Source organism: Porticoccus hydrocarbonoclasticus MCTG13d, from assembly GCF_000744735.1.
Lineage (GTDB): Bacteria > Pseudomonadota > Gammaproteobacteria > Pseudomonadales > Porticoccaceae > Porticoccus > Porticoccus hydrocarbonoclasticus.
On sequence record NZ_JQMM01000001.1, the window covers coordinates 2,338,914 to 2,364,419 of the forward strand.

The 25,506-nt window shown below is 55.4% G+C and carries 32 protein-coding genes and 2 tRNA genes; 13 read left to right on the forward strand and 21 right to left on the reverse strand.

Annotated features, from left to right (window positions below; all coding sequences use genetic code 11):
• Window positions 1–6: 6 nt before the first annotated feature.
• The 4 genes from U740_RS11120 to msrB all read right to left on the reverse strand — a co-directional run bounded on the left by U740_RS11120 (window position 7) and on the right by msrB (window position 1,220).
• On the reverse strand, window positions 7–285 hold the full coding sequence (locus U740_RS11120; RefSeq protein ID WP_036860772.1) for a GGDEF domain-containing protein: 279 nt from the start codon (window positions 283–285) through the stop codon (window positions 7–9).
• Between the two features lie 233 nt (window positions 286–518).
• Window positions 519–594 (reverse strand) — tRNA-Gly (locus tag U740_RS11125).
• Window positions 595–617: 23 nt separating this feature from the next.
• Window positions 618–693: transfer RNA gene (locus tag U740_RS11130), tRNA-Glu, on the reverse strand.
• Window positions 694–824: 131 nt separating this feature from the next.
• Window positions 825–1,220 carry a peptide-methionine (R)-S-oxide reductase MsrB gene (gene msrB, locus U740_RS11135; protein ID WP_036860774.1) on the reverse strand — a complete coding sequence of 132 codons (396 nt, stop codon included), beginning with the start codon at window positions 1,218–1,220 and terminating at the stop codon, window positions 825–827.
• An 89-nt stretch (window positions 1,221–1,309) separates the two neighbouring features.
• Here msrB and U740_RS11140 point away from each other — a divergent pair, with 89 nt between their 5' ends.
• On the forward strand, window positions 1,310–2,566 hold the full coding sequence (locus U740_RS11140) for a pyridoxal phosphate-dependent aminotransferase (RefSeq protein ID WP_051921514.1): 1,257 nt from the start codon (window positions 1,310–1,312) through the stop codon (window positions 2,564–2,566).
• Here U740_RS11140 and U740_RS11145 read toward each other — a convergent pair.
• Window positions 2,551–3,684, reverse strand: a complete 1,134-nt coding sequence (locus tag U740_RS11145; RefSeq protein WP_036860775.1) for an ATP-NAD kinase family protein — start codon at window positions 3,682–3,684, stop codon at window positions 2,551–2,553. The two genes, U740_RS11140 and U740_RS11145, sit on opposite strands and share 16 nt — an antisense overlap.
• Before the next feature lie 99 nt (window positions 3,685–3,783).
• Here U740_RS11145 and U740_RS12230 point away from each other — a divergent pair, with 99 nt between their 5' ends.
• Window positions 3,784–3,960 (forward strand): PA1571 family protein, encoded by a 177-nt coding sequence (locus U740_RS12230; protein ID WP_200877081.1) that lies wholly within the window; start codon window positions 3,784–3,786, stop codon window positions 3,958–3,960.
• Here the strand turns inward: U740_RS12230 and U740_RS11150 are convergent.
• Genes U740_RS11150 through U740_RS11165 form a run of 4 tightly spaced genes read right to left on the reverse strand, consistent with a single transcriptional unit; the run spans window position 3,957 to window position 7,096 of the window.
• Window positions 3,957–5,060, reverse strand: coding sequence for a 4-phosphoerythronate dehydrogenase (locus U740_RS11150; RefSeq protein ID WP_036860777.1), 1,104 nt, complete (start codon window positions 5,058–5,060; stop codon window positions 3,957–3,959). The two genes, U740_RS12230 and U740_RS11150, sit on opposite strands and share 4 nt — an antisense overlap.
• Window positions 5,057–5,998 (reverse strand): 5'-3' exonuclease, encoded by a 942-nt coding sequence (locus tag U740_RS11155; protein WP_081890929.1) that lies wholly within the window; start codon window positions 5,996–5,998, stop codon window positions 5,057–5,059. Before U740_RS11155 ends, U740_RS11150 begins: the two co-directional genes overlap by 4 nt.
• Window positions 5,998–6,561 (reverse strand): elongation factor P hydroxylase, encoded by a 564-nt coding sequence (locus U740_RS11160; protein ID WP_235189864.1) that lies wholly within the window; start codon window positions 6,559–6,561, stop codon window positions 5,998–6,000. Before U740_RS11160 ends, U740_RS11155 begins: the two co-directional genes overlap by 1 nt.
• On the reverse strand, window positions 6,551–7,096 hold the full coding sequence (locus tag U740_RS11165; RefSeq protein WP_327078598.1) for a gamma-glutamylcyclotransferase family protein: 546 nt from the start codon (window positions 7,094–7,096) through the stop codon (window positions 6,551–6,553). The genes U740_RS11160 and U740_RS11165 overlap by 11 nt, the downstream gene beginning before the upstream one ends.
• 69 nt (window positions 7,097–7,165) lie before the next feature.
• On the opposite strand from U740_RS11165, the gene U740_RS11170 reads away from it, so the two are divergent.
• On the forward strand, window positions 7,166–7,861 hold the full coding sequence (locus U740_RS11170; RefSeq protein WP_036860782.1) for a hypothetical protein: 696 nt from the start codon (window positions 7,166–7,168) through the stop codon (window positions 7,859–7,861).
• Window positions 7,862–8,133: 272 nt separating this feature from the next.
• Here U740_RS11170 and U740_RS11175 read toward each other — a convergent pair whose 3' ends face one another.
• The 3 genes from U740_RS11175 to U740_RS11185 are packed head-to-tail and all read right to left on the reverse strand — an operon-like array spanning window position 8,134 to window position 9,829.
• Window positions 8,134–8,787 carry an alpha/beta family hydrolase gene (locus tag U740_RS11175; RefSeq protein WP_200877082.1) on the reverse strand — a complete coding sequence of 218 codons (654 nt, stop codon included), beginning with the start codon at window positions 8,785–8,787 and terminating at the stop codon, window positions 8,134–8,136.
• Complete coding sequence (locus tag U740_RS11180; protein ID WP_036860784.1) at window positions 8,784–9,020, reverse strand: YheU family protein; 237 nt, start codon at window positions 9,018–9,020, stop codon at window positions 8,784–8,786. Before U740_RS11180 ends, U740_RS11175 begins: the two co-directional genes overlap by 4 nt.
• Window positions 9,017–9,829 (reverse strand): class I SAM-dependent methyltransferase, encoded by an 813-nt coding sequence (locus U740_RS11185; RefSeq protein WP_036860786.1) that lies wholly within the window; start codon window positions 9,827–9,829, stop codon window positions 9,017–9,019. The genes U740_RS11180 and U740_RS11185 overlap by 4 nt, the downstream gene beginning before the upstream one ends.
• 121 nt (window positions 9,830–9,950) lie before the next feature.
• On the opposite strand from U740_RS11185, the gene U740_RS11190 reads away from it, so the two are divergent.
• Window positions 9,951–10,463, forward strand: coding sequence for a glycine cleavage system transcriptional repressor (locus U740_RS11190; RefSeq protein ID WP_036860789.1), 513 nt, complete (start codon window positions 9,951–9,953; stop codon window positions 10,461–10,463).
• 6 nt (window positions 10,464–10,469) lie between these two features.
• Here U740_RS11190 and U740_RS11195 read toward each other — a convergent pair whose 3' ends face one another.
• The 3 genes from U740_RS11195 to U740_RS11205 form a co-directional block, all read right to left on the reverse strand.
• Entirely contained in the window at window positions 10,470–11,240 is a 771-nt protein-coding gene (locus U740_RS11195) for a VIT1/CCC1 transporter family protein (RefSeq protein WP_051921518.1), read from the reverse strand.
• A gap of 55 nt (window positions 11,241–11,295) precedes the next feature.
• Window positions 11,296–12,276, reverse strand: coding sequence for a calcium/sodium antiporter (locus U740_RS11200; protein ID WP_036860790.1), 981 nt, complete (start codon window positions 12,274–12,276; stop codon window positions 11,296–11,298).
• Window positions 12,277–12,415: 139 nt separating this feature from the next.
• A complete protein-coding gene (locus tag U740_RS11205) occupies window positions 12,416–12,880 on the reverse strand; it encodes a tRNA (cytidine(34)-2'-O)-methyltransferase (protein ID WP_036862058.1) in 465 nt (154 codons plus the stop codon).
• 249 nt (window positions 12,881–13,129) lie between these two features.
• Here U740_RS11205 and zigA point away from each other — a divergent pair, with 249 nt between their 5' ends.
• The 5 genes from zigA to U740_RS11230 all read left to right on the forward strand — a co-directional run bounded on the left by zigA (window position 13,130) and on the right by U740_RS11230 (window position 17,210).
• Window positions 13,130–14,347 (forward strand): zinc metallochaperone GTPase ZigA, encoded by a 1,218-nt coding sequence (zigA, locus tag U740_RS11210; protein ID WP_036862060.1) that lies wholly within the window; start codon window positions 13,130–13,132, stop codon window positions 14,345–14,347.
• Window positions 14,348–14,349: 2 nt separating this feature from the next.
• Window positions 14,350–15,018, forward strand: a complete 669-nt coding sequence (locus U740_RS11215) for a DUF1826 domain-containing protein (RefSeq protein WP_036862062.1) — start codon at window positions 14,350–14,352, stop codon at window positions 15,016–15,018.
• Between the two features lie 86 nt (window positions 15,019–15,104).
• A complete protein-coding gene (locus tag U740_RS11220) occupies window positions 15,105–15,725 on the forward strand; it encodes a DUF2796 domain-containing protein (RefSeq protein ID WP_036860792.1) in 621 nt (206 codons plus the stop codon).
• 2 nt (window positions 15,726–15,727) lie between these two features.
• Window positions 15,728–16,198 (forward strand): Fur family transcriptional regulator, encoded by a 471-nt coding sequence (locus tag U740_RS11225; RefSeq protein WP_036860797.1) that lies wholly within the window; start codon window positions 15,728–15,730, stop codon window positions 16,196–16,198.
• Entirely contained in the window at window positions 16,188–17,210 is a 1,023-nt protein-coding gene (locus U740_RS11230; RefSeq protein WP_051921521.1) for a CobW family GTP-binding protein, read from the forward strand. The genes U740_RS11225 and U740_RS11230 overlap by 11 nt, the downstream gene beginning before the upstream one ends.
• Before the next feature lie 17 nt (window positions 17,211–17,227).
• Here the strand turns inward: U740_RS11230 and U740_RS11235 are convergent, their stop codons facing one another.
• Window positions 17,228–17,836 (reverse strand): DUF3299 domain-containing protein, encoded by a 609-nt coding sequence (locus tag U740_RS11235; RefSeq protein ID WP_235189865.1) that lies wholly within the window; start codon window positions 17,834–17,836, stop codon window positions 17,228–17,230.
• 114 nt (window positions 17,837–17,950) lie between these two features.
• Here U740_RS11235 and U740_RS11240 point away from each other — a divergent pair, with 114 nt between their 5' ends.
• The 3 genes from U740_RS11240 (at window position 17,951) to fldB (ending at window position 20,505) form a co-directional block, all read left to right on the forward strand.
• Window positions 17,951–18,658 (forward strand): ABC transporter ATP-binding protein, encoded by a 708-nt coding sequence (locus U740_RS11240; RefSeq protein ID WP_036860799.1) that lies wholly within the window; start codon window positions 17,951–17,953, stop codon window positions 18,656–18,658.
• Window positions 18,648–19,898 carry an ABC transporter permease gene (locus U740_RS11245; protein ID WP_036860800.1) on the forward strand — a complete coding sequence of 417 codons (1,251 nt, stop codon included), beginning with the start codon at window positions 18,648–18,650 and terminating at the stop codon, window positions 19,896–19,898. The genes U740_RS11240 and U740_RS11245 overlap by 11 nt, the downstream gene beginning before the upstream one ends.
• Window positions 19,899–19,974: 76 nt before the next feature.
• Window positions 19,975–20,505, forward strand: coding sequence for a flavodoxin FldB (gene fldB / locus U740_RS11250; protein WP_036860801.1), 531 nt, complete (start codon window positions 19,975–19,977; stop codon window positions 20,503–20,505).
• Window positions 20,506–20,591: 86 nt separating this feature from the next.
• Here fldB and U740_RS11255 read toward each other — a convergent pair whose 3' ends face one another.
• Complete coding sequence (locus U740_RS11255; protein WP_235189867.1) at window positions 20,592–20,990, reverse strand: MAPEG family protein; 399 nt, start codon at window positions 20,988–20,990, stop codon at window positions 20,592–20,594.
• An 86-nt stretch (window positions 20,991–21,076) separates the two neighbouring features.
• On the opposite strand from U740_RS11255, the gene mnmC reads away from it, so the two are divergent.
• A complete protein-coding gene (mnmC, locus tag U740_RS11260; RefSeq protein WP_051921523.1) occupies window positions 21,077–23,128 on the forward strand; it encodes a bifunctional tRNA (5-methylaminomethyl-2-thiouridine)(34)-methyltransferase MnmC2/FAD-dependent 5-carboxymethylaminomethyl-2-thiouridine(34) oxidoreductase MnmC1 in 2,052 nt (683 codons plus the stop codon).
• 12 nt (window positions 23,129–23,140) lie between these two features.
• Here mnmC and U740_RS11265 read toward each other — a convergent pair whose 3' ends face one another.
• The 4 genes from U740_RS11265 to U740_RS11280 form a co-directional block, all read right to left on the reverse strand.
• Window positions 23,141–23,542, reverse strand: coding sequence for a putative signal transducing protein (locus tag U740_RS11265; protein WP_036860805.1), 402 nt, complete (start codon window positions 23,540–23,542; stop codon window positions 23,141–23,143).
• Window positions 23,543–23,592: 50 nt separating this feature from the next.
• The gene (locus U740_RS11270) at window positions 23,593–23,991 is read right to left on the reverse strand and encodes a DUF2784 domain-containing protein (RefSeq protein WP_235189868.1); all 399 of its coding nucleotides are present in this window, start codon (window positions 23,989–23,991) and stop codon (window positions 23,593–23,595) included.
• Between the two features lie 47 nt (window positions 23,992–24,038).
• Window positions 24,039–24,698 carry a hypothetical protein gene (locus tag U740_RS11275; protein WP_036860807.1) on the reverse strand — a complete coding sequence of 220 codons (660 nt, stop codon included), beginning with the start codon at window positions 24,696–24,698 and terminating at the stop codon, window positions 24,039–24,041.
• Between the two features lie 77 nt (window positions 24,699–24,775).
• Window positions 24,776–25,426 carry a DUF502 domain-containing protein gene (locus tag U740_RS11280; RefSeq protein ID WP_036860809.1) on the reverse strand — a complete coding sequence of 217 codons (651 nt, stop codon included), beginning with the start codon at window positions 25,424–25,426 and terminating at the stop codon, window positions 24,776–24,778.
• Between the last annotated feature and the right edge of the window lie 80 nt (window positions 25,427–25,506).

Consider the following 25,506-nt stretch of genomic DNA (forward strand, 5'->3'; position numbering starts at 1 on the left):
CGGCACTCAGCATTTAACGCAGTTTCGACCACTGTTTTTGGCCCGATACATGGCTTCATCAGCACGAGCCACCAGTGCCTTTCGGGTGTCCCCCTTGCGCCATTCCGTGACACCCACGCTGATCGTGACCCCGCCGAGCTCACCAAAATCGAGAGCTTCGACATGGGCTCGCAAACGCTCTGCCAATTGGGCACCATCATCCAGCGTGCTGTTGGCTGCCAGCACAATAAATTCTTCACCACCCCAGCGCCCCAGATTATCGGACTCGCGCAGTGTGACGAGCAAGCTTGGCCGGAGTCATGTGGACTGCTTGCAGCAAGTTCATCACTCATTTTCCTCTGACATCAGATCGAAAAAAAGGAGGGGGCTACCACGATAGGCTATTTCGGTGGGTTTGACAGGGATCCACAGGAGAACCAAACCGGGCTTGGATCGCCAAACTGAACAGGATTCGCAGCAGGGGAAAAGGCCTAAAAAAACAGGGCCAGTGATTTACATCACTGGCCCTGTTCTAATAATGGAGCGGGAAACGAGGCTCGAACTCGCGACCTCAACCTTGGCAAGGTTGCGCTCTACCAACTGAGCTATTCCCGCATTTTATCCCATCAGGATAAAAGTGGCGTCCCGTAGGGGAGTCGAACCCCTGTTACCGCCGTGAAAGGGCGGTGTCCTAGGCCTCTAGACGAACGGGACACAAGGTTCTCATCAAGAGAGGCGCGCATTCTAAGAAGCGGCATGTGCGCTGTCAACCCTGCATTCTGTTTTTCTCTGCGGCAGCCCGAAAACCCACGACACTGGTCCGGTAGCAACCCGTGATCAGAATTTCAGGACGGCTCCAATTGCAAGGAGGCCGAATTCACGCAATATCGCAGTCCGGTTGGTTCAGGGCCGTCATCAAACAGGTGTCCCAGATGAGCGCCACAGTGCGCACAAGTGATCTCGGTACGGCGCATGCCATGGCTAGTATCGGCACATTCATCGATAGCATTCTCATCCATGGCCTGATAGAAGCTCGGCCAGCCGGAACCTGAGTCATACTTGGCCGCAGCATCAAACAGCGGCTGATGGCAGCATTTACAGTGGTAGATACCGGGAGCTTTCTCATCGCAGTAGGCACCACTAAATGGAGGTTCAGTGCCCTTCTGACGACAGATTCTGAATTCGTCAGGGGTGAGCTGTTCTCGCCATTGTTCATCGTTAAATTGTCCTGTGTTCGCCATCCTCGGCACCTCAGAGTTTTCTTATTTATGGCAGGGTTTTGATATACAATCAGTTTTTATCTGAATTGGACAACCAGAAACAATACTTTATGCAACATATCCAGAAGTCAAACAAGCTGAATAACGTCTGCTACGATATTCGCGGCCCGGTGCTCGACCACGCCAACCGGCTCGAGGAAGAAGGCCTGCGCATCCTGAAGCTGAATATTGGCAACCCTGCCCCGTTCGGTTTTGAAGCGCCCGACGAGATCATTCACGATGTCATTCACAACTTGGCCAAGGCCCAGGGCTACTGCCACTCCAAAGGCATCTACAGTGCCCGCAAGGCCGTTATGCAACGCTGCCAGTTGATCGGTATCCCGAATGTCGACATCGACGATATCTTCCTGGGCAACGGCGTCAGCGAACTGATTGTCATGGCCATGCAGGCACTACTCAACAACGGGGATGAAATTCTGGTGCCGGTGCCGGATTACCCCCTGTGGACGGCTGCCGTCAATCTGGCCGGGGGCAAGGCGGTTCACTATCTCTGCGACGAAGCCAACGAATGGCAACCGGACATCGAGGATATCGCCCGCAAGATCACACCGAATACCCGGGGCATTGTGGTAATCAACCCCAACAACCCCACCGGGGCTGTTTACTCCGAGGCGGTTCTGCAGAAAATTGTCGAACTGGCCAGGGAGCATGACCTGATCATTTATGCCGATGAAATCTATGACCGCATTCTCTACGATGATGCAGTACATGTACCACTCGGCAGTCTGGCCACTGATGTGTTGTGTATCACGTTCAATGGGTTATCAAAAGCCTACCGCCTGGCTGGCTTCCGTTCCGGCTGGCTGGTGGTAAGTGGCGCAAAACACCGCGCCCGCAGTTATATCCAGGGGATTGAAATGCTCGCATCCATGCGGCTGTGCGCCAACGTGCCGGCCATGTATGCCATTCAGACCGCCCTGGGCGGCTATCAGAGCATCAACGATCTGGTGGCACCGGAGGGCCGTCTCTACCAGCAACGCGAAAAAGCCTGGTCCCTGTTGACCCGGATACCCGGTGTCAGTTGCGTCAAACCCAAAGCGGCGATGTACCTGTTCCCCAAACTGGACCGGGAAATTTATCCGATTGAAGACGACGAGCAATTGGTGCTGGATTTATTACTGGAAGAACGGATTTTGCTGGTGCAGGGCACCGCTTTCAACTGGCCGGATCCCGACCATTTCCGCATCGTATTCCTGCCGAGGGAAGACGACCTGGAGGAAGCCATTGAGCGGCTGGCCCGCTTCCTGGAAAAATACCGTCTCAATCATCCGGTGACAAAGGTAAAACTGGCTCAGGTGGCCCCGTAACTGATCGGATAGAGAATTCTGTCCCGGTAACCGGTCAGTACCGGGACGTAACCTGCCAGCTCCCGGTCCAGTTGCGGATCGTTACTGTCCACCATCAGCGGCCTGCCTGCAAGTTGAGTAATTTTGGTTTTGGTCGCCACGACAATCAGGTTATCCCGGCCAGCGCGCCTGATAATCGCAGGTGTCAATTGCTGATTGCCACGACCCAGCAGCATGCCCTGCCCCCCAATTGGCGTAATGATAATACTCACCGGGCCGTTGAATCCCACCACCGCCTGTTCGATTTGTCTGGCTGAAACATCCCTGGCCAGCAACTGCCCATTCCTGACCAGATCCACACCAAGCAGTGTGTTATCGAGCCCCATTGCCGCCATTAGCCCCGCTGTGGTCGAGCCGGGGCCCACCAGATAGAGTGTGTCATCCTCCATTTCCTCCATCAGGGTATCGGCTATTTCATCAACCACAAGCGCCTCCACTTCCCGGCCGCCATCCTTGACCTGTTGCATAAAACGGCCTTCTTCCGGCACCAGTAACTCCCCGTAGTAACGGGACATTACCCGGCCCTGGCGAAAGGCATCCTCGTCGATATCACGCACTTCCTGCCGACGAATATCCACGAGATCGGCACGAACCAGCCGACAAACCACTTCGCCCGCCGCTTCCGGTGTAATGGCATACACGCCGGAGTGCATCTTGACCCCGGCTGGTACGCCCAGGACCGGCTGATTTGGGGAAATCGCATTGCAAATATTGCGTGCCGTACCATCGCCGCCAACAAACAGCAGCAAATCCACGCCTTTGTCCTCCAGCACTCTGGCCGCCTGCTCGGTGTCCTCCGGTCGGGTATTCACGGGATCCGTTTCACAGACCAGTTCGGGGACAAAACCACATTGTCTGGCCACCGACTCCCCCATCAGACCGGGGCAGGTCAGCACCGATACGGCATCACCACCGAGAGCATGGAAGATTACGTCCAATGCTCTGGCGGCACGCTCTGGAGCACGCAAACCGGCCCCTTCCCGCAAGGCTTCGGCAGCGGCATCACCATCGCTACCCTTCAACGCCGCGGGACCACCGATGCCTGCCAGCGGATTGACGATCAAGCCGAGTGTGAACATGGCAACTCCTGAATGTGCCTTTGCAAATTTAACCCCAAGGCTTGCCTTACAGGGTAATCATGGTATGTTTTGCCAATCGACCACCACCAGTGAGCAAACATGGAGCAGCCGAAAGACAAGTCTGACAAAAAGGTCAAATCACCTGATTTTCACGGTGCGGCTCTGATTGACGACAACGGTCGGGAAATCCCGATTACGGAAGACATGGTGCAGCATGCAATTAGCGACCTGAACCAGAAAGAGCCCCCACGACCAAAAGAAAAATCCCGCCCCTAGCCCTCGGCAGTCGTAAATCCCAGTGTGGCCAACTGGCCTGTCAGATACTCATTGCTGCGCACTCTCGCACCGAAATGCTGGAATTCACGACGTGCAGGATAGGTTTTCCGTAGCTGATCAAACCCAAAACCCACTGCTGCGGGATCACCGGCTGACAGCAATGCCTCACGCATACGACGGTCATCATCTGCTATATCGTAAACAGCCAGTACCGCTTCCGCCAGAGACGTGGCACGGAGCCACCGGACAGGCTCATCACGCCCGGGTTTTGCCGGCGAGGGTTGCCCCAACCACTGACAAAATGCCTCGCACACCATACGGGTACCACTGATTTTGCCGTCTTCGCTGTACCCCGCGATATGCGGCGTGCCGATGGTAACCTGTTCAAGCAGGGGCAATGATATCTCTGGCTCAGACTCCCACACATCCAGCACAACCTGCCACTGTTCGCCACGATTCAAACGCAACAGCGCCGCATTATCCACCACTGGTCCACGCCCGGCGTTGAGCAACAACCCGCCGGGCGAAAAATTCATCAGCGCTGCTTCGTTCAGCATGTGGTGGGTCGGATAGGGCCCACCGATAGTCAGTGGGGTATGCAGGCAGAGAATATCGGCTTCGAGCACCCGCTCAAAGGTTGTCAGGCCCCCGATAGCTGCGTTATCGAGAAATGGGTCGTAGCAGCGGCAATCAACGCCAAGCGCCCGCAGGGTGCGATAGAGCCTGCCGCCCACATTACCGCAACCGACAATGCCCACCGTTTCTCTGAGCCAGCCGGGTCGCAGACGACACAGTGCCGAGAGCACGTACTGAACCACGGCATTGGCGTTGCAACCTGGGGCACTGGCAAATCGAATGTTTCTGGACGTCAGATAATCCATGTCCACATGGTCGACACCTATCGTGGCAGAACCGACAAATTGTATCGGACTGCCCTCGAGCAGCGCCGCATTGACCGGGGTGACCGAGCGGACCAGCAACACATCCGCATCCACTAAATGTGCTGCCGTCAGCTCACGGCCGGGACAGGTCACCACCTCGCCATAGGGCGAGAACAATTCCCTCACCAATGGCATATTGTCATCGGCAACAATTTTCATCGGGTGTGTGATGCCTCCTTCACGATGCGCTGCGTCTGGCCTCTGGCGTGCGCAAGTTTTACGGCACGATTTTTCAGTGTAGTGCCCAGCCCCATTCGCTGACAGAAATCATCCAGTTTATCCAGTGCGATCGGGGCACGTTGCAAAGCGGGTTCCCCAACGGGTGCGTCCAGGGCTATCCGGGTCAGGGATTGGGCCATTAGCAGTTGCTGCCGGTGGGCGGCAATTTTTTCAGGTAGCTGCTTCGCACCGCGCACGGGCAGATTGGCGATTTCAGATCCAGCCGCAAGCAACCCATCCAGCGACGCGCAATGCGCTAACAATTCAATCGCCGTTTTTGCACCCACGCCCGGTAAGCCGGGTATGTTATCGACTCTGTCACCGACCAGTGCCAGATAATCTGCCAGCTGCTCCGGCCAGACCCCGAGTTCTCTTTTGATGGCAAATCGATCCCTGGCAGGCGTACGGTCAAAGTCCCAGAGTAACGCATCGTCGTCCAGCAATAACTGGGCAAGGTCTTTATCGCCACTGATCACCGCGATCGGGTGGCCGTCGTCACGACCCCTTTCAGCCAGGGTGCCAATAATATCATCCGCTTCATGGGAATCGCTGGCCAGGGTCAAAATGCCCAGGATAGCTGTCACCTCAGCGCAGGCCCGTAACTGAAAGGCGAGTGCGTCGTCGGGCAGCTCGCGATTGGCCTTGTAGTCCGGGTAAATCGTATTCCGGAAACATTGGCCCAGGCTCTCGTCAAAAGCCACTGCCATAAACTGCGGCTGAACCTGCTCGAGCATACCCAGCAGAAAACCGAGATAACCGTACACGGCCTGCGTGGGATAGCCTTCCCCGGAATACCACCGCTGCGGCAGCGTAAAATAATGGCGAAAAATATAGATGGAGGCATCTACCAGATACAGTGGGGGTTTTCGTGTCACCATCAGGATCCCAGCGAACCGACACGGTAGTGGCAGGGATCCAGGTAGTCCCGACCACCAAAAATCTCCGACAGCGAAGCGGCGAACAGCGCTGCCCGCATCGGCAAACAGCCAACACACCAGCTCTGAGCCTGGTCGGCTACTGCCACAGCGAACGCGTCACTGGCACCGACATCCCCGGACAGATTATCGGCACTAATCTGAAACCGTTGCCCTGCCGCCACGGAAAATATCCATTCCAGTGCCTGGGGTTTGATCTCCACCTGCTCAAAAGCACTTTGCTCATTGACACTGCGGCCATCGGGCCGATACCAGTAGCCAAAATCCACCCGTTGACGACGCTGCTCACCGGCAATACACCAATGGGCAATTTCATGAAGGGCACTGGAAAAATAATCCTGCCGGAAAATCAACTGGTGACAGTCATCTACCCCCTCGGCAGGCAGATAGACCGGTTCCTCACCGCCTCCGCTCAACAGGGTATTGCAGGAGTCGGCAAACAGATCGTTGAAAACGCCCATCAACTGACACGTCCGGGGGTTAAAAATAACCGTATCACCAGACAATCGTCACACCCTCACAGCAAACTGTGTTGTTGATTTTCTCCCAGTAGTCAGGGGAAAGGTAATCACGGCCCGCCAGTAAATGTTCGATATACCAGCGTGCCGGGCGAATGGCGTGATCAATCACGGCGGGATTGGCTATATAGGTCCAGGCGGGCACGACACCGCATTCTGTCTGTACCGGAAAACGTTCGCGACTGTACCTGAATGGCGTGCCCTCAAAGGGGTCCAACCTGGCAATTTCTACAGAACTTTCCAGCTGGTAAAGAACCCCTTCCACCCGCTCATTCCGGGCAAAAACGATATTGGCGCAAGCCAGCCGGGCATCGTGGCCGGAGCGTTTATTGAACCGTAGGCCATAACCATCCAGCCAGCCAGCGCACTGGCCGACAACTCGCATCTCACGCGCAGCCATGCGCTGTGAATTCATATTTGAGCCATAGGCAAAATAGTAGCTCACAAAATATACCCAAGGTATTGTGCTTTGAAATGATCGGTAGTACCTTATTTTGCGTGGATGCGTTTTAGCCGTACGCACCTATCAGGTCCCGATCCAGGACGCAGTTCCTCAGGGCCTGTTCGAACCGCCATTTGAGGAGGCTGTATTATGACTACCTCAACACCTGACCACAACACGGACAACGTGGTCGATCTCTTCACAGGGAAGCCCTACTCCTCCCGGTTAAACCGCCGCATTATCCGTCTCGCTCCCGAACTCGATGGTCTGGAAATGATCTATTCCAACGAGACTCACCCCAACAAACTGTTCAGTGTCAAAGTACTGTGCTGGGCATTGCGTGCCGATGGTGAGGTGGTGGGTCTGGTGCCCTGGCTCGATGACATCATGCCATGTACAGAGATCCAGGATCCGCTGAATGGTCACTGGGAGGGCTACTACGATCCGGGCATTGATGAAGTCTTTTTTGAGGCGCCCATCCACAAGGTATTGGAGGTAGAGACAGCAGCAGAATACTATGAGATCGATTGCGAGACAGACAGCGATGTCGTTCAGGAACTGCCGGACACCATTGGCACCCATGCGGTACTGTCAAGCGACGGATTCAAAAGTATTACGCTGAAGGAAGTCGTCAGCTGGCGACTGCTCTATGACGGCTCCGTGCAGGGCATGCTGATTGATGATGAAAAAATCATCAGCACACCAGTGCTACCCGGGGACGCGTGCCTCTACTCGGCCAAAGGCGAAGAGACTTTCTGCTATTTCTTCCAGCACCATATCGCCAACAAGATCAAGGCGCAGGATCCGGAAGCACTGGCAGCGATCTCCATGCTGGTGGAGTCCTGAGGAAAGCAGCAGGGACTGGGGAAACCAGGCCGGCAGCATTAAAGCGCCGCTGATAGCCCGAGGGGTAGCATCAAAGCTGTCCCGATGATGGCGCCGGGCGGCTCGCTGAAACAGACCCGATAATCCTGTGTGATTCGGGTAGGTTGTCTTGCTCACCCCGTTTTCTGTGACCAGGCTTTGTTGCCACCCAACCCTCCAACTCTCTTTAGTATCAACGACTCATCAATGCAGCTCAGGACTATGTACCGAGATTACATCTCACAAAGTGACGTCTATGGGCAGTTGCGGGCAAAGACTGATACCGAGCAGGCTACAGCGGCCAAGTGTTCAGATTGATCAAGACCGGAGGCCTTGCGGGGTTTCAGGTCGTGGTTGCCGTCCTCCAGCCAGTGGATTGTTACAGCGGGGCTCAACGGGATTGAGGCCAACTCATCGGGCTTGCCAAAGGGATCACGGGTGCCCTGATAAATCAGCGCCGGGGTGGTCATGGTCAGCAAGTGATCAATCCGCATCCGCTCGGGTTTACCGGGCGGATGAAAAGGGTAACCAAGGCAGCACAGCCCTGCTGCGCCCAGTTCGTCGACGACCATACTCGCCATGCGACCACCCATGGATTTACCGCCGATCAGTATCGGGGCTGAAAGATCCTCACGATAAAAGCAGTGGGTGTAGACTTCGCGCCAACAATCCAGCAATACGGGCTGGCGGTCTGGCGGCCGCTTTTTCCCGGTGAGACGACGTTGTCGCATATAGGGAAACTCAAAGCGCACAACAGTCATACCCTCGACCGTCAATTGTCGGGTGATGGCCGCCATAAAATCACTGTCCATCGGCGCACCGGCACCGTGGGCCAGGATCAATGAGCCAACTGGCCGTGTTTGCTCCGCTGGCCGGTCTATCAGATAGCTCAGGGGGATATCTGTCACGGTGAATCTGCCAGCTGACGAAACTGTTGCCGCGACAGCAAATTGCAACTTTCTGTCACCGGATCGAAGGTAATCACCACATCACCCCGATCCACCTGCCGTCTGAGCCGCTGCCGTTTGGCCTGCAGCGTCAACTCCTCGAAACCGTAGTCCGTGCCCTCACGGGCGATAAAATCCTCCAGTAGCGCGGTGAGCAGTTCGTCGGATAACCGATCCGGTGGAATCTGAATCACGGTGTCACCGGTTTAATAAACTTCAGCGTCATGCGGTCGCTCTCACCAATGGCCTGATACTTCTCCCGATCCTTCTCCTGTAACCGCAGGGAGGGCGGCAGGGTCCAGACACCCTCCGGATAATCGGTCGTATCTTTGGGATTGGCATTGAGTTCGGACTTGGCCGCCAGCACAAAACCGGCTTTTTCCGCCAGCTCAATCACATAGGCCTCGGGCATATAGCCGCTGCGTATCATTTCGGCCCGGTCGATAGTACGGCCGGTGCGATGCTCCACAACACCGAGTACCCCGCCGGGTTTGAGCGCCCGGAAGAACAGTTCAAACGCTTTTCCTTCACTGTCAGAACGCAACCAGTTGTGTACATTGCGGAATGTCACCACCCGGTCGGCGACCCCATCGGGCACCGTCAGCACACCATTCGCCGGATCGAATGTCGACAGGATCACATCGCCATACGCCGTCGGATCAGCGGCCAGCTTCGCGGTAAATGACGCCAACGACCGTTCATAATAGGGCACACCGCTGTCTTTTGGAAAATGGGCCGCATACAACAGGCCTTGATCGGTGCCCCCGTGTTGGACCAGTGGCGCGAGAATTTCGGTATACCAGCCGGCACCGGGGGAAATCTCCACCACGGTCATGCCCGGTTCCACCTGAAAAAAGGCGAGGGTTTCCACTGGATGACGATAACTGTCACGTGCCACAAATTCGGGGGTTCGGTGAGCTCCCGTAAAAGGAGATGCATCGGCTATAGCATCGACACATCCCAGCCATAACACCAGCAACAGTAACGGATTAATGATTTTCATCTCGATCTCCTCTGGGTCTCTGAAGACTCCAAAATGGCCAACAGATAATGTCCGATCGTGGCCGGGGGCCGATTGTTAGGCCATAATAGTCCCACAACAGCACAGGAATAAGAACCGCCGCATGAAACACTATCTCGCATTGACCGTCATCGCCAATGATCGCCCCGGCATTGTGGAGCGCATCGCCGATGTAATCACTCGTGCCGGTGGCAACTGGCTTGAAAGCAGTATGTCCCGGCTTGCCGGCAAATTCGCCGGCATCCTGTTGGTGGATATTGCCGAAGAGGGACAGGGGGCTCTGCTCACGGCGCTGGAACAACTACAACACCAGGGTATCCGGGTAACCGGCGAGGCCTGCTCCTCACTGCATGCAGCCGATGGCGAGCACGTCACACTGACGGTGGTCGGCAACGACCGTCCAGGTATCGTCGGCGAGATATCCGGTATTCTGGCAAAACTGCAGGTCAACGTGGAGGAACTCAATACCCACTGCGAAGATGCTCCGATGAGCTCAGAAATCCTGTTCCGGGCCAGTGCAACCCTGCAGTTGCCACAGGACCTCGACAGAGGCCGACTGCAACAGATACTGGAAAGTGTATCGGACGACCTCATGGTAGAGCTGGAACAGACCTGAAGGGATTTAGGCGACGAGGCCTTTCAATAACAATCCCACCCCAAATGCCATCCCGGCAGCAATACCGCCGATCGCCACCGTTTCCAGCCCCGACACCAGCCAGCCCTGATCGACAAAACGACCCTTCATGGCACCGACGATGAAAAAAGCTATCACTGTAAGGCCAGCAGATAGGCCAAAGGCGTAGTCGATCAGACCCGGAGATAACCAGTTGGCGACATAAGTCATCAATGGGATAAACCCTACCAGACAAAAGGCTCCAAAGGTGGCCAGACCGGCCTTGAGCGGGTCATGTGATTGCAGCGAGAGACCAAACTCTTCCTGAACCATGGTATCCACCCAGGTTTTCTCATCCGAGGTAATCACATCCACGGCATCATCAAGAATACGTCCCTCGAAACCCTTGCGGGCATAAATCTGGCGAATCTCCTCCACCTCGCCCTCGGGAAATCGTTTAATTTCCTCGAGTTCCCGGTTGCGGATCTTGATGCGGTGCTGGTTCTCCGCACGGGTACCCAGGTAGTTACTCACCGCCATACTGAAACCGTCCGCCAGCAGGTTGGCAAAACCCAGAATAATGATTACCGAAGAAGACAGACCGGCACCGGCAACACCCGCAACGATGGCAAAGGTGGTGATGGCACCATCCACCGCACCGTAGATAAAGTCCCTCACGTAAACAGAGTCCGGGCCATCATCCAGGCGCTGGGCAATCAACTGAGGATGATGATGAGCTTTAAAGTCCTCGATCTCTCCGAGCTTGTCGTGGCTTTCCATAGGTCAACTCCAGGGCAAACCGGGATTAAAGTAGACCCCGGTAACAAGTGAACGGTCAGGCTGAACCGGTTAATACTGAGAATGCCAGATAACTGTTGTAGGTAATAAAGACCAACAGCAGACCAAAACCCTCCAGCCGGTTAATCCTGCCCTGCCCTCTAAAGCCATAGGCCATAAACAGCAGCATCACCATGAGAAGCATCATTGTGCCCCAATCGCGGGTCAACACCTGCTGTGACAGGTTGGTCAAGGGCTCAATAAGACCCGCGATGCCGACCACCGCCAGAATATTGAACATATTGGAGCCAACGATATTGCCGATGGCGATATCGTGCTCACCCTTGCGCACGGCAATAACAGAAGAGGCCAATTCAGGCAGGGATGTTCCCAGCGCGACTATTGTCAAACCGATAATCAGGTCGCTGACACCCAGGGATTCGGCAATGGTGACGGCCCCCCACACCAGCAGCCGCGAGCTGGCCACCAATACGATCAAACCCACGGCCAGCCAGATGATGGCTTTCGCCAGTGGCATGGTATGCTCACGTATTTCCTGATCGAAGTCTGTTGCTAGGGCATCACCCCGATCCCGAATAGCAGAAAAAACCGACCAGCCGATCAATGCAAAAAAACCGAGCAGCAGCAATGCCGCCTCCCAGCGAAGTACTGCGTTATCCCAAAGCATGAGACCCGCGCCAAGACAGATCAGAATCAGCAGCGGCAACTCCCTGCGAACGATTTTTGAATGCACCATGATCGGCATAATCAAGGCTGTGACACCCAGTATCAGGCCGGTATTGACAATATTGGACCCCAGCGCATTACCCAGAGCAAGCTCAGGGCTGCCATCCAGGGCCGCCATGGCCGACACCACCATCTCCGGCGCAGAAGTGCCAAAACCGACTATCACCATACCGATCAGGAGGCTGGGCATACCGGCATGGTAGGCTGTCGCCGCAGCACCATCCACAAATCGGTCGGCACTCCAGATCAACAGACCAAAACCCACCAACACCGCCAGCATTGCAATCAGCATATCGCTCCCTTTTTACCTGTTCGTTCTCTCATTAACACCTGGGCATCAACTCGTCGATGCGCACACATCACTTTCTGCCGGGCGGAGCATCCTAACCGGCAACACCCTGCAAGACCAGTTATAGGAAACGGCCATACCATTACTGCCCACCGGCAAAGTCATTTTGTCGCCAGGCCTCGTAACTGACAATGGCCACCGCATTGGACAAATTCATGCTGCGACAGCCGGGACGCATGGGAATTCTCAGGCGGTGGGCCGGGGCAAAACTGTCCATCACCGACTGCGGCAAACCGGCTGTTTCCGAACCGAACAGGAGCACGTCACCGGGGCGATAAGCGATCCCGTCATAGAGCACACTTCCCTTCGTGGTACAGGCGAAAATCCGCCTGTCACCCATCTGCGCCAGAAATGTCGTGTAGTCGGGGTAACGAGTGACTGAGGTCATATCCCGGTAATCCAGCCCGGCCCGGCGCAATTTCTTTGCTTCCAGGTCGAAACCCAACGGTTCGATCAGATGCAAATGACTGCTGTTATTCGCCATCAAACGGATGATATTACCCGTATTCGGGGCGATCTGCGGTTCGTAAAGGGCAATGTGAAACATAGAGAGATCACGCGAAGATAAGGCAGCCATTCTAACAGGTGCGACCCCCTGCAGACATACTGTCTCCGTCACCACCCATGATGCACCGTAGCAATCAACCACCGTGGTTTATGGATCGAAATACCGGGAACTGGACAATGCATCATCGCACTTGACTTTGTCACGGCGACAATTATGATACGATATATCATCTTATTTACGGCTCTCAATAAAAACGGAGACCCCTTTGCCGCCATGGATACCACCACTATGAAAACTCAACCCAACAAACTGCCCGTCACCGTGTTGTCCGGGTTCCTGGGCGCAGGAAAAACTACAGTGCTAAACCATATCCTCCACAATCGGGATGGCCGCCGTGTAGCAGTCATTGTCAACGACATGAGCGAGGTCAACATTGATGCAGCCACCATCCAGAATGAAGTACAGCTGAACCGCAGTGAAGAGCGTCTGGTAGAAATGAGTAATGGTTGTATCTGCTGCACCCTGAGAGAGGATTTACTGGAGGAAGTCGGCCGGCTTGCCGCCGAAAACCGTTTTGATTATCTGGTGATTGAATCCACCGGTATTTCGGAACCCCTGCCCGTGGCAGAAACCTTTACATTTGCCGATGAACAGGGTCGAAGCCTGTCCGATGCCGCACAACTGGATACCATGGTAACCGTCGTGGATGCGGTCAATTTCATGCATGACTATATCGAAGCAAAACAGCTACAGGAGACCGGCGAAAGCCTTGGCGAAGACGACCACCGAAGTGTCGCCGACCTGCTGGTTGATCAGGTGGAATTCAGTGATGTGATCCTCATCAGCAAAACCGATCTGGTATCAACTGAAGCATTAAACAAACTCAAAGGTGTACTGAAAACACTCAATACCGAAGCGGATATCGTCGCCATTGAAAACGGCCAGATAGATTTGAGCAAGGTACTGGGCACAGGCAGATTCAGTTTTGAGCGGGCACGACAGGCACCTGGCTGGCTGAAGGAAATGCGCGGTGAGCACGTACCTGAAACCGAAGAATATGGTATCAGCAGTTTTGTGTACAAGGCACGTCGCCCGTTCCACCCCAAGAAATTCCACGACTTTCTCCACAACCCCCAATTGCACGGCAAACTGATTCGCTCGAAAGGCTGCTTCTGGCTGGCCACACGCCCGGCACATATCGGCAGCTGGAATCAGGCGGGAGGTATCGCCCGCTGTGGCGTTGGCGGCATATTCTGGAGGGCGGTACCCAAAGATCAGTGGCCCCAGGATCCGGCAACAAGGGAGGCAATTTTAAAGCAGTGGGAAGAGCCTTTTGGAGATATGCGACAGGAACTTGTGTTTATCGGACAGGGACTCGATCGCGACCAGGTTTACCAACAACTGAACGATTGCCTCCTCTCGGAAGAAGAACTGTTTGCGGGCAAAGAACACTGGCTGTCTCTACCAGATCCGTTCCAGGCGTGGGCCTCCCCAGAGGGGCAATGATCATGCCCGATAATTCTGCCCTGAAACTGCTGACCATTGAGGATAGCGGCAGTGTCGCCGACACGGACCCGGGTGTTTTCTCAAGTATCTACAATGCCGATATCAACATGGCTATCTGGCAGCGAACCCTCAATCTGCCGACGCAGGTTTATGTGGCGTCGCTGATAAAAAGTCCGCCTGTTTTTCAGACATTACAGGCCGTCATGCAGGAGGGAGAAATAGCGCCCTGGCTCTCCGCCCACCTGCCGAACCGTCGGGGGAAACCCGCATTGATTGCAGATATTTCCCGGCTGTGCGAAATGTTTTCGGTGTTGTTTGACCTGCAACACATCGGCCTGCGCATGGCCCTGCTGAGTCAGGCTATGTGCCCGCGATTCCATGTGGATCATATTCCCTGCCGAATGGTGACGACCTACGGAGGCCCGGCCACCGAATGGCTTGAAAACAACCGGGTCGACCGCACCAGACTCGGCAAAGGCGGAAAAGCAAAATCCGATGACCAATCAGATGTATTCCACTCACCCCGGCATATCAGTCAACTCACCGTCGGCGATGTTGCCTTGCTAAAAGGTGAGTCATGGCATGGCAACGAAGGCCGGGGAGCCGTCCACCGATCTCCTCCCATGCCCTCCGGCGCAGCCAGATTGATGCTATCACTGGACTTTGGGTAATCCATCCAACCTGAATAGTCGAGGGTACTTCGGCCCCTTCGGGGGCCTTTTTTACAACAACGCGCCATCAAACAACTGGCCAGACTATGAATAGTGTCAAAGTTCTTTTCATCACTCTGTCGGTATCGCTATGCGCATTAATCACCAGCAACGTTACGGCACAGAGTACCGCCGACCGCTCGTCGCAACAGCACAACCCCCATGTGCATGGCGAAGCAGAACTGCAGGCCGCCCTGGATAATGACCGGCTGCTTCTGGAATTTCGCAGCCCGGCCATGAACCTGGTGGGCTTTGAACACCCACCCCGCGACCATCGACAACAGGCCGCCATTGAACGGGCGGGGAAATTACTCAGCTCGCCACAGGCGCGGTTTACCTTTCCGGGCACTGAATGCCGGGCTATCAGGGTGCAGGTTGAACAGCCCTACGACCACCTCCGCCACACCAGTGATGACCGTGATAACTACCAACACGAGCACGAGCACGAGCACGAGCACGAGCACGATATAGAGGAACATCAGCAGCACACCGAGTTCACGGCCCGCTACCTGTTCCACTGCCAGCAATCGGAAAAACTCACCAGGATCGTTACAGACCTCTTTTCCCGCTTCCCCGGTATCCGTAGAATCCAGGCTTCGTGGGTTTTGCCCGGGAGCCAGGGCGCTGCCACAATGACCCCCTCACACTCGCAACTGGAAGTGGACTAGCCATGGGCATATCGACACTGGATCAAGTGATCAAAAAAGCGGAAGAGCACTGCAACCATCCAGGTGCCAAACTGACACCCAAGCGCAAAAATATTCTGATTCTGTTATTGCGTTCTGGCAGTCCCCTGTCCGCCTACGAATTGGCCGAGCGCTATCAACAACAGTTTCACGAATCCGTCCCGCCCATGTCTGTGTACCGAATGCTGGATTTCCTGATGACTGAAAACCTGGCCCACAAACTGGTATCGGAAAACAAGTTTATTGCCTGCTCCCACATTGCCTGTAACCACCAACACCAGGTGCCCCAGTTCCTGATCTGTGACCACTGCAATAAGGTCAAGGAAATTGCGATTGGCAAGGAGATCATTGACGCACTGAACATTAATGTCACCAAAGCAGGTTACCACCTGATCAACCACCAACTGGAACTGCATTGCCTCTGCGACGAATGCAGCCAGACAAGTGCCGCCTGATTGCACGGGTAGCCAGGCTGCCCCCCTGAAACAGATTCCCACCAATATCATCACCGGATTTCTCGGTGCCGGAAAAACCACCGCCATACGACATCTGCTGGCTCACAAACCACCGCAACAACGCTGGGCATTACTGATCAATGAATTCGGCGAAGTGGGTATCGATGCCGCGTTACTGAATCAGAGCGGAGAGACCAACAACATCTTTGTTCGGGAAGTGCCTGGCGGCTGCCTGTGCTGCACCAACCAGTTAAACCTCCAGATTGCCCTCAACCTGTTATTGAGCCGTGCTCGACCACAGCGGCTGCTGATCGAACCCACAGGATTGGGGCACCCCCGCGAATTACTGGAATTATTGAGTGGGGAATATTACCGCGAGGTGCTGTCACTACATGCCACTCTGACCCTGGTAGATGCCCGCCATATCACTGATAAACGCTACCACGACCACGCGGTATTCAATCAGCAACTGCAGGCAGCTGATATCATCCTGGCCAATAAAGCGGACCTGTACAGTGCCAAAGACCTACCACAACTGCACTCCTTTCTGGACAAAAACGGCCTGTCACAGCCAGTGATACCCCTGACCAGGGGGGCGATGGAACCCGGCCTGCTGGATCGACCCAGCCGTGCCGTTGCTGTCCCCACACACACCCAACGGCACAACACCCCGAGCATGGACTATGAGGAGGGACTGCCTCCCATGCCGGAGCAAGGGTATTTGCGAATTGACCACCAGGGAGAAGGTTACTTCAGCAACGGCTGGATTTTCGAACCCAACCATGTATTCGACTACCGTAAATTGATGGCGCTGCTCAACCAGACCCCTGCCATCAGATTGAAAGGTGTGTTTATCACCAATCGAGGTATTTTGCGTTTCAACCGGACCGATGGCGAAACCACCAGTGACTTTATAGACGAAACCGCCGACAGTCGCGTGGAGCGGATAACCCGGCGACAGGGGGATGAGCAACAGATGGAACAGTGGCTGACCCACTGTCTGCTGCCTTAACAGCTGCCAATCCCGAGCTATTCTTGATAGACCTCAACCACCATTACCTCCATGGCATAGGCTGAAACGGCTATGTCATTCTCCGTCATGGTGGTACTGATCCGGCCACTCAGCCAGAAAGCGTCATAGAGAGACGCCTGCTCAAAGCCCTTCTCGCTCTCTGCGTAGACTATCTGATTGGGTGGAGGCGGTGGCACATGGATACAGGCACCGAAAAATGGCACCAGGAAAAACCGCGTCACCCGCTGCCGCTCATCAAAATCCAGCGGCACCACAAACCCGGGAATGCGTATCAGTTGACCATCAAATTCCGGCCTTATCTCGTTGGAGGTCAATGCCTGCTGGTAACGATCCCCGGCAGGGTCTCCGGTGCCTCGAATGGGACTTTCCAGCACATCCTCCTCGCCCCCGTCTTCGATATCGGACAGATAATCAGGGGGATTCATCAATGCATTCAGGTCGCCATCGGGCATCAGCTCGGTCCACTCGACAGTCCTGAAATCCTCCTTTTCAAACACCGCGCCCTTATCAGCCATCGCCAGGGGGCCGATAACGCATAAGACCATGTATAACCACACACTACCGACAGGTAACGCTAAACGTGCAAAGCGGTGCCCACTTTTCATCCTGTAAATCCTTTTTGCTTATTCGGTAAATTTTTGGCAAAACGAAAAGAGATATGTTGTATCATTTATAGCCTGAACAAACCAGTAAAGCCGTCACCCAGACACCAAAAAACGATGCAAAATTCCACAGACAAGACCCATGCAGTTTCCATTGACCAATTGACTTTCCAGTATCCCGGTAACAGGCGTACTGCCGTGCTGGATATTCCTCACTGGCAAATTGCCCGAGGTGAACAGATTTTCCTGAAAGGACCCTCGGGCTCCGGCAAAACCACCCTGCTAAATCTGTTGAGTGGCACGCTCTGTGCCCGATCCGGCACACTGCAAGTGCTCGGGGTCAACCTGGCTCAGCGCAGTGCCCGCCAGAGGGATCATTTTCGAGCCGCCCATATCGGGGTGGTGTTTCAGCAGTTCAATCTCATTCCCTACCTCAGTGTGAGGGATAACCTGTTACTGGCGGCAAAGCTCGGCGGGACGACAACAGCCGCGGCTCTGGAGCGCTCTGGCCTATTATTCGACACACTAAAACTGGACGAGCAATTGCTGTCCGAGCACCCCACACGACTCAGTGCAGGTCAGCAACAGCGTGTTGCGATTGTCCGGGCACTGGTCAATGCCCCGGAAATCCTGATTGCCGATGAACCCACCTCGGCACTGGACAGCCAACTCCGCGACAGCTTTGTACAGCATCTGCTGGCCCTGACCCGTGAATGGCAGAGTACGCTGATTTTTGTCAGTCACGACGACAGCCTCGGTCGGCAATTTCAGCGGGTGACAGCGCTGGCTGAGATAAATCGGTCAGGAGACAAACATGCTGATTAAAATTGCCCTGCACAGTTTGGCGAGTCGCCGCACCACGGCACTGATCACCGTGTTTTCCATTGCCATCTGCCTGTTCGTACTGCTCGGTATCGGTCATATCCGCCAAGAGGCAAAACACAGTTTCAGCCAGGCTGTCTCCGGTGTGGATCTGATCGTCGGTCCGCGCACCGGGCAGCTGAACCTGCTGTTGTACTCGGTGTTCCGTCTCGGTGGTGCCACCAACAATATCGACTGGCACAGTTTTCAAACACTGGCAAAAAAACCGGATGTAGCCTGGGCAATTCCCCTGTCACTGGGGGACTCCCACCGGGGATATCCGGTACTCGGCACCACCGATGCCTACTTTCAGCACTTCCGCTATGGCCATCGGCAACCACTGGGGTTTGCCGAGGGGGAGCCCTTTGAACAACCTTTTGATGTGGTGATTGGCGCTGAGGTCGCCAGTCAGCTCAACTACCGGATTGGCGAGAGTCTGGTGCTGGCCCACGGCATGGCGGCCACCAGTTTTTCCCTGCACAGGGATTCTCCTTTTCAGGTGACCGGTATTCTCAAACCCACAGGCACCCCCGTAGATCGCACACTGCACATTAATCTAAAGGACCTGGACAGTATCCACCGCGACTGGCAGAGCGGCACACGGGTGGCCACTCACCAACACACAAACCCCGGGCAGGAGCAAGACCTTGAGCCAGACTCCGTCACGGCAATCCTGGTCGGCGTGAACAACCGGTTATCCACCTTTCGCTTACAACGTGAAATCAATCGTTACCCAGACGAACCACTGATGGCCATTCTGCCCGGTGTGGCGCTTTCGGAATTGTGGCAACTGATGTCCTGGGTAGAAAAAACCCTCGGTTTTATCGCCCTGCTGGTACTGTTTGCATCCCTATTGGGGCTGGCAACCATGCTGTTATCGACGCTGCAACAGCGAGAGCGGGAGATTGCCCTGTTGCGGATTCTCGGATTGCGGCCACTGACTCTGTTGATGTTGCTGGAACTGGAGGCACTGCTGCTGGTAGCCGCCGGAGCCGTCGTTGCCGTCGGCCTGTTGAAGGGGGCTCTCACGGTAGCCGGACCAATGCTCGGCGAGCGGTACGGCCTGTTTCTCAGCGACCAGATCATTACCGTCACGACCCTGAACGCATTGGGACTGGCATTTGTCACTACTTTTGTCATCGCACTTATTCCCGCCATTAGCGCGTACCGCCGGGGATTGCACAGCGGTCTGGAAAACCACTGACTTGTCGACCGGGCATGCACAGTGATAACAAAATCCGTAGAATCGAACCCTGTTCAACGTCAATTACATGTATCCCATGACTCAAGCACCTATCGGCCTGTTCTATGGCTCATCCACCTGCTATACCGAAATGGCGGCCGAGACAATAGCGGCCCGCCTCGGTGAAGACCGGGTGGATGTGTACAACGTGGCAGAGACCCCCGTCAGCTTGATGGAAAACTACCCGCTGTTGATACTCGGCATTCCCACCTGGGATTACGGCGAGCTGCAGGAGGACTGGGAAAACTGCTGGGAGGCCCTGGACAACGTCGATTTTTCCGATAAAACAGTGGCACTGTTCGGTCTGGGCGACCAGATCGGCTACCCGGAATGGTTTCTCGACGCACTGGGATTTCTCTGGGCAAAAGTCTGCACGCTGGGCGCAACCACCGTGGGGTTCTGGCCGGTGGAAGGATTTCAGTTCAGCGATTCCAAGGCGCTCACAGCTGACGGCACACACTTCGTCGGCCTGGCAATAGACGAGGAAAATCAGTTTGAACTCACCGACCAGCGCATTGAACGCTGGTGCGCCCAGATCCTCCGGGAATTTCACCTCGATAGCAAATGACCTACAAAGTGATGATGGCGCTGTTAGGACAGTGCACCCGGCTGACTAACAGTCACGAATTCACAGCATTGCCACTCTATCCGGGACTAAAAGCTGTTCGCCAGAATCAATCCGACTGAAACCAGCATCATGCTCCAGGTACCGGCCGTGCCAATAAAGCGCGGCAGGGATGTGCCGGCACTCTTGCGCAAACCAAACGCATGCAACAGCCGACAGAAGACCAACAGACCGCCGAGCAGATGTACCAGCAAACCACTGGAGACGGAGTTCTCGACCGCCAGCAGCAACAACAGCCCGATGGGCAGATATTCTACGGCATTGCCGTGAACCCGGATACGGCGACCGAGGGCTTCGTGGCCTCCATCCCCCAGACCCACCTGATATTTAAGACGTCCACGCACCACATCCACAGCCAGCCCTACCATTAGCAGACCGCTGAGAGCGATATAAATCATCGAAATATCCATACTTAAACCCTGCGTCATCTGGCTCTCCTGTTTGAAAAATACCGATCAAGCCAAGGGCTTGATCTACTGATAATATGGCCGCTGCCACAGCTACGGACCTATCAATGCCTGAACCTACCGCAGATATGCTACAACGGGCGACCATAAACTGGGATGCAGAGGGCCAGCCGCACGCCACAGATTTTGATGACAGGTACTTTTCCCGCACCAGCGGCCTGTCGGAAGCCCGCCATGTCTTCCTGCACCATAACGGGCTGCCACAGCGCTGGACAATCTCTACACGCCCCTTTTTTACCATCGGTGAAACCGGGTTTGGCACCGGCCTGAACTTCCTTACGGCCGCCAGTCTCTGGCTGGATCAAATCAGCAGCGGCACACTGCATTTTATCTCTGCGGAAAAATATCCCTTATCCCGGTCAGATCTACAACAGGCTTTATCCCTCTGGCCGACGCTGTCGGGGCTGGCCAATGCACTTATCGAACAGTACCCACCACCGACTCCGGGCATTCATCGGCTTTACCTGGCCAACAAGCGCATTGTACTTACCCTGCTTTACGGCGATGCCAACACCATGTTCGCCAGTCTGTCAGGGAGCGATCATCCACTTTTTTCATCCCGGAACAACCCTGTTGTGGACGCCTGGTTCCTGGATGGTTTTGCCCCGGCAAAGAACCCGCAAATGTGGACAGACGATCTGTTTCAGACCCTCGCCAGGCTGAGCGTCCCGGGAACCACATTCAGTACCTTTACCGCCGCCGGCTCGGTTCGTCGCGGCCTTCAGGCCGCCGGTTTCGAAGTGCAGAAAGTGTCGGGATTCGGCCAAAAACTGCACATGCTGTGCGGGCATATGGCAGAACCCATCGCACCAGACGTATCGGACATTGACTGGCAACCAGCCAGCCACAATGCGGAATTCCAACCACCCTGGTATCTACCTCCCCAACTCAGTCCTCCGTCATCTGCCCTGGTGATTGGTGGCGGCATTGCCGGGTGCACCACAGCCAGATCACTGGCCGATCGGGGTATCAGTGTCACCCTGATCGAACAACATCCCCAACTGGCCAGTGAAGGTTCGGGAAACCCGCAGGCTATTCTCTATCCCAAATTGTCCAGCCAACGCTCACCTCTGAGCCGGTTTGGCCTAATGGCATTACTCCATGCCAGCCGTTATCACCAACGTTTTCTCGGGGAGGAAGCCACCGGCAGCCCATGCGGTGTGCTGGTTCTGCCGAAGGATCAGCATGAGTTGCCGCTGTTTGAAGCGCTCGCCCGGCAACATCCGGCGGAACTGGTTGCACTGGTGACCGGGAGTCAACTGAATGAGATCGCCGGTATATCACTCGGCATTGGAGCTGGGCTGTTCTTTCCCCAATTGGGCTGGATCAAACCCGTCGCTGTCTGCCGGGCACTGACTGACCACCCACTGATCCGTCGCCAGACGGCTACTATCGCCACTCTCCACCATGAACAGCATCAGTGGCAGGCATATGACCAACACGGCACCCTGTCAGCCACTGCGTCAGTGGCCGTGATTGCCAGTGGCACAGGCAGTGCGGCATTTACCCAGACGGCACACCTGCCGTTAAAACCGATTCGCGGTCAAATCAGCTGCCTGCCCGCCACCGCGGACAGCAATCAACTCAAAGCGGTGATCTGCGGCGAAGGCTATCTGGCCCCGGCCAGTGAGGGGATCCATACCCTGGGGGCCACCTACAATATTGGCGAAACCTGCACCACGCTGCGTGAGGAGGATCATCGGGACAACCTGGCCCAGTTGCAGAAAACAGCCCCGGAAGCCGCTGCCCTGTTTGACCCTGTGGATGCAAACCACCTCGACGGCCGTGCCGCCTTCCGCTGCACCACCCCGGACTACCTGCCTATCGCCGGACCGGCACCGATTGCCGAACACTACCGGCTGGATTATGCCCTGTTGCGAAAGAATGCCCGGGCCCACATCCCGGTGGCGGGCGCCTGCTGGCCGGGCCTGTACCTGAACTGCGGCCACGGTTCCCGGGGCATGAGTTACGCACCGCTGTGCGCAGAATTGCTGGCCAGTCAGATTTGCGGTGAGGTTCCACCACTGGAGCAGGATTTGCGTCAGGCGATACACCCGGGTCGCTTTATCATCAGAGACATGAAGCGCGGCAAACAGTGAGCACAGCAGCTCTCATGGCGACGCCACAAAGGTTCCGCAGACATCGCATCTGAAACCGCGCCGGTAAAAAAACAGCGGGAACCCCAACAACAGAAACACCACAAAGGCCGGTTTTTTGCCGCGAATGAATGGTGTCAGCTTCTGACCGCCACAGGCCGGGCAGCTCAGCTGGTCCCGGTCATTCTCTTCGTCGCTGTCGAACAGGTCGGAGAAATCTTCCGCCAATGCCTGGGTCGCCTGCTCGACAAATGGTGCCGGCACCTGCAGTTTCACCCCGCCTATGGCAGAAGAATACAACCACTGCATATTGATGGTGTGCTCATCGGCGACAAATGCAGGAATTCCCTTGGCATCCAGTTTCAACTTGGCAATGTGTGCCTCATGGGGAAAGGAAAATGTGGCAACGGTAATCACAGGGAATCCTTTTCTTTTTTTAATCACAGCAACCGGTAAATCCCGCTCAGCTATTTTTTGCCAGTGCGAGGAGTCGGAGGGAAAAGCCACCAACTGGCCAACACCAGTAACCCGAACAGGGAGTAAATCAGTAGAAACACCCAGTTAGGCGCATCGTAATAAAGCAACTCCTGCAACCAGTGTTCAATAAAACTGCCACTGTAACTGATATCCCCTGCCCTGGCCCGCAACCACTGCTCAAAGGTCGTCAACGGACAGACCCACCCGGCCCAGGATTCAGCCACCACCACGGCGATCGCACCGAGATGCGCCAACCGGAACCACCACCGGTTCACCCATCGCCAGTGGCACAGGTTGCCCAGCACAATCAGCAGCAGCCCTCCCACTACAAACAGAACAAACCCCACGTGAAGTATCAGTATCAGATCGGCAAATAACGTATATGACATTGCTAGCATCACCTGACATTGTTCAGGTTATCGTCCGGCTGTAACAGTCAGCCCAACAGAATCACTTGCACCTCACCAACCGGCAGACACCGATAGCCCGCCGCGCGGGTCACAGGTATGGTCGCCACCGCATAACCCACCATAATGGTCTGATTTTCTGTCACGGCGTCGATCGATAATTGACGCGACAGCATCTCATCCGAAGTATGGACAATCAGGTAACTCGCTGCCGCAGGTACCGTTTGTGCTGCTGTCCAATAGCCGGTCCTGGATTTATCGCTCGAGACCCAGCGGATCACCAGATCCTCGCTTGCAATCGGTTCGTGCTGGCTGTTCAGGTAAGTCACTATCGGGCAAAAGGTCCCGCTGTTGAGGGCATTGAACCGACCCGGCGCGAACATCAACAGCAGATCGCTGCCCGGCTGGCCGTGACTGAGGGCATATGCCGAAAAATAGCTCTTGCCCGTTCTGAACGGGTATACCGGTGAACGATCATTCAGCTCGACCACGACCGGGGTATCCGATGGGTTGACCGAGTGGATGACGGGAAAGGACATCGCCGCAAAGTCATCGCAGCAGACCTCTGCCGTGCGCAGGGCATCCCGGGTTTGCGAGACGGAAGAGCAGGAGGCCTGCAAAAACATCGACATCACCAGCAGGGCCAACCACGGGTGCCCGCCCCGAACGGGGTTACTGTTATCTATCATTATTCCGCCCCAGTACCTGATGCCATATCATGGTTTCCTACACCTCCCAGCATAGGTCACTCCGTTAGAACTGTCTGTTACTCCTCGTAATCTCTGACTTTTTCCGACGCTTCCCGCGCATTTCTGACCAGCATTTCAGCGGAACCCGACCCACAGGCGATAATGGTACGCATAGCCTCCTCCACGGAGACATGCGCCAGTATCTGCACACAGTCAGCGGGCAGGTGGTAGGTCATCCCGGACGTCGGAATCGGGGCAGTGGGCACGAATACCGTATAGGCACCATCCCCGTGACGGCTGGTCACAATCGCCGTTACCGTGACCGGTGAATCCGCGCCGTAGATTTTTGCCAGTGCGGTCTGACCGCTGAGCAAGGTGGTTTCACCCCTACCGCCGAGCAACTGCGTTACGATCGCCCGGATAGTGCGATAACCCGGGGCCAGCCGGGTCAGCCAGATCTCCATATGGCCGTGCATCCAGTTACCCAGACGGGTTCTGATCAACAGCCCGACCGCAAAACAACTGCCCAGGATCAACAGCAGCACCACCAGCAAAGCCAGAAATTCGCTGATCGTGGCCTGCTCCCGCAACAGGCCGGTGAGGGGACTGATCAGACCTGCCACCAGATCGAACAGCCACAGGAAGATCATTGCCAGCAGTGCAATGGGCAACACGACGGTCAGTCCGCCGAGAAGCGTCAGGCAAAGAAACGAACGAAAACGCGTCATGGTCTATCCTTTAATCACACAACCGACACGAGGGTTCGGACCGGCATGAGAATACCTGCCCTCTGATTGATCACCATCAA

What these genes read in the sequence shown, in the direction of transcription:
- msrB (WP_036860774.1), bottom strand. Translation starts at nt 1,220, where the DNA reads ATGGCGAACACAGGACAATTTAACGATGAACAATGGCGAGAACAGCTC.
- U740_RS11140 (WP_051921514.1), top strand. Translation starts at nt 1,310, where the DNA reads ATGCAACATATCCAGAAGTCAAACAAGCTGAATAACGTCTGCTACGAT.
- U740_RS11145 (WP_036860775.1), bottom strand. Translation starts at nt 3,684, where the DNA reads ATGTTCACACTCGGCTTGATCGTCAATCCGCTGGCAGGCATCGGTGGT.
- U740_RS12230 (WP_200877081.1), top strand. Translation starts at nt 3,784, where the DNA reads ATGGAGCAGCCGAAAGACAAGTCTGACAAAAAGGTCAAATCACCTGAT.
- U740_RS11150 (WP_036860777.1), bottom strand. Translation starts at nt 5,060, where the DNA reads ATGAAAATTGTTGCCGATGACAATATGCCATTGGTGAGGGAATTGTTC.
- U740_RS11155 (WP_081890929.1), bottom strand. Translation starts at nt 5,998, where the DNA reads ATGGTGACACGAAAACCCCCACTGTATCTGGTAGATGCCTCCATCTAT.
- U740_RS11170 (WP_036860782.1), top strand. Translation starts at nt 7,166, where the DNA reads ATGACTACCTCAACACCTGACCACAACACGGACAACGTGGTCGATCTC.
- U740_RS11185 (WP_036860786.1), bottom strand. Translation starts at nt 9,829, where the DNA reads ATGAAAATCATTAATCCGTTACTGTTGCTGGTGTTATGGCTGGGATGT.
- U740_RS11190 (WP_036860789.1), top strand. Translation starts at nt 9,951, where the DNA reads ATGAAACACTATCTCGCATTGACCGTCATCGCCAATGATCGCCCCGGC.
- U740_RS11195 (WP_051921518.1), bottom strand. Translation starts at nt 11,240, where the DNA reads ATGGAAAGCCACGACAAGCTCGGAGAGATCGAGGACTTTAAAGCTCAT.
- U740_RS11200 (WP_036860790.1), bottom strand. Translation starts at nt 12,276, where the DNA reads ATGCTGATTGCAATGCTGGCGGTGTTGGTGGGTTTTGGTCTGTTGATC.
- U740_RS11205 (WP_036862058.1), bottom strand. Translation starts at nt 12,880, where the DNA reads ATGTTTCACATTGCCCTTTACGAACCGCAGATCGCCCCGAATACGGGT.
- zigA (WP_036862060.1), top strand. Translation starts at nt 13,130, where the DNA reads ATGAAAACTCAACCCAACAAACTGCCCGTCACCGTGTTGTCCGGGTTC.
- U740_RS11215 (WP_036862062.1), top strand. Translation starts at nt 14,350, where the DNA reads ATGCCCGATAATTCTGCCCTGAAACTGCTGACCATTGAGGATAGCGGC.
- U740_RS11220 (WP_036860792.1), top strand. Translation starts at nt 15,105, where the DNA reads ATGAATAGTGTCAAAGTTCTTTTCATCACTCTGTCGGTATCGCTATGC.
- U740_RS11225 (WP_036860797.1), top strand. Translation starts at nt 15,728, where the DNA reads ATGGGCATATCGACACTGGATCAAGTGATCAAAAAAGCGGAAGAGCAC.
- U740_RS11235 (WP_235189865.1), bottom strand. Translation starts at nt 17,836, where the DNA reads ATGAAAAGTGGGCACCGCTTTGCACGTTTAGCGTTACCTGTCGGTAGT.
- U740_RS11240 (WP_036860799.1), top strand. Translation starts at nt 17,951, where the DNA reads ATGCAAAATTCCACAGACAAGACCCATGCAGTTTCCATTGACCAATTG.
- U740_RS11245 (WP_036860800.1), top strand. Translation starts at nt 18,648, where the DNA reads ATGCTGATTAAAATTGCCCTGCACAGTTTGGCGAGTCGCCGCACCACG.
- fldB (WP_036860801.1), top strand. Translation starts at nt 19,975, where the DNA reads ATGACTCAAGCACCTATCGGCCTGTTCTATGGCTCATCCACCTGCTAT.
- U740_RS11255 (WP_235189867.1), bottom strand. Translation starts at nt 20,990, where the DNA reads ATGACGCAGGGTTTAAGTATGGATATTTCGATGATTTATATCGCTCTC.
- mnmC (WP_051921523.1), top strand. Translation starts at nt 21,077, where the DNA reads ATGCCTGAACCTACCGCAGATATGCTACAACGGGCGACCATAAACTGG.
- U740_RS11270 (WP_235189868.1), bottom strand. Translation starts at nt 23,991, where the DNA reads ATGTCATATACGTTATTTGCCGATCTGATACTGATACTTCACGTGGGG.
- U740_RS11275 (WP_036860807.1), bottom strand. Translation starts at nt 24,698, where the DNA reads ATGATAGATAACAGTAACCCCGTTCGGGGCGGGCACCCGTGGTTGGCC.
- U740_RS11280 (WP_036860809.1), bottom strand. Translation starts at nt 25,426, where the DNA reads ATGACGCGTTTTCGTTCGTTTCTTTGCCTGACGCTTCTCGGCGGACTG.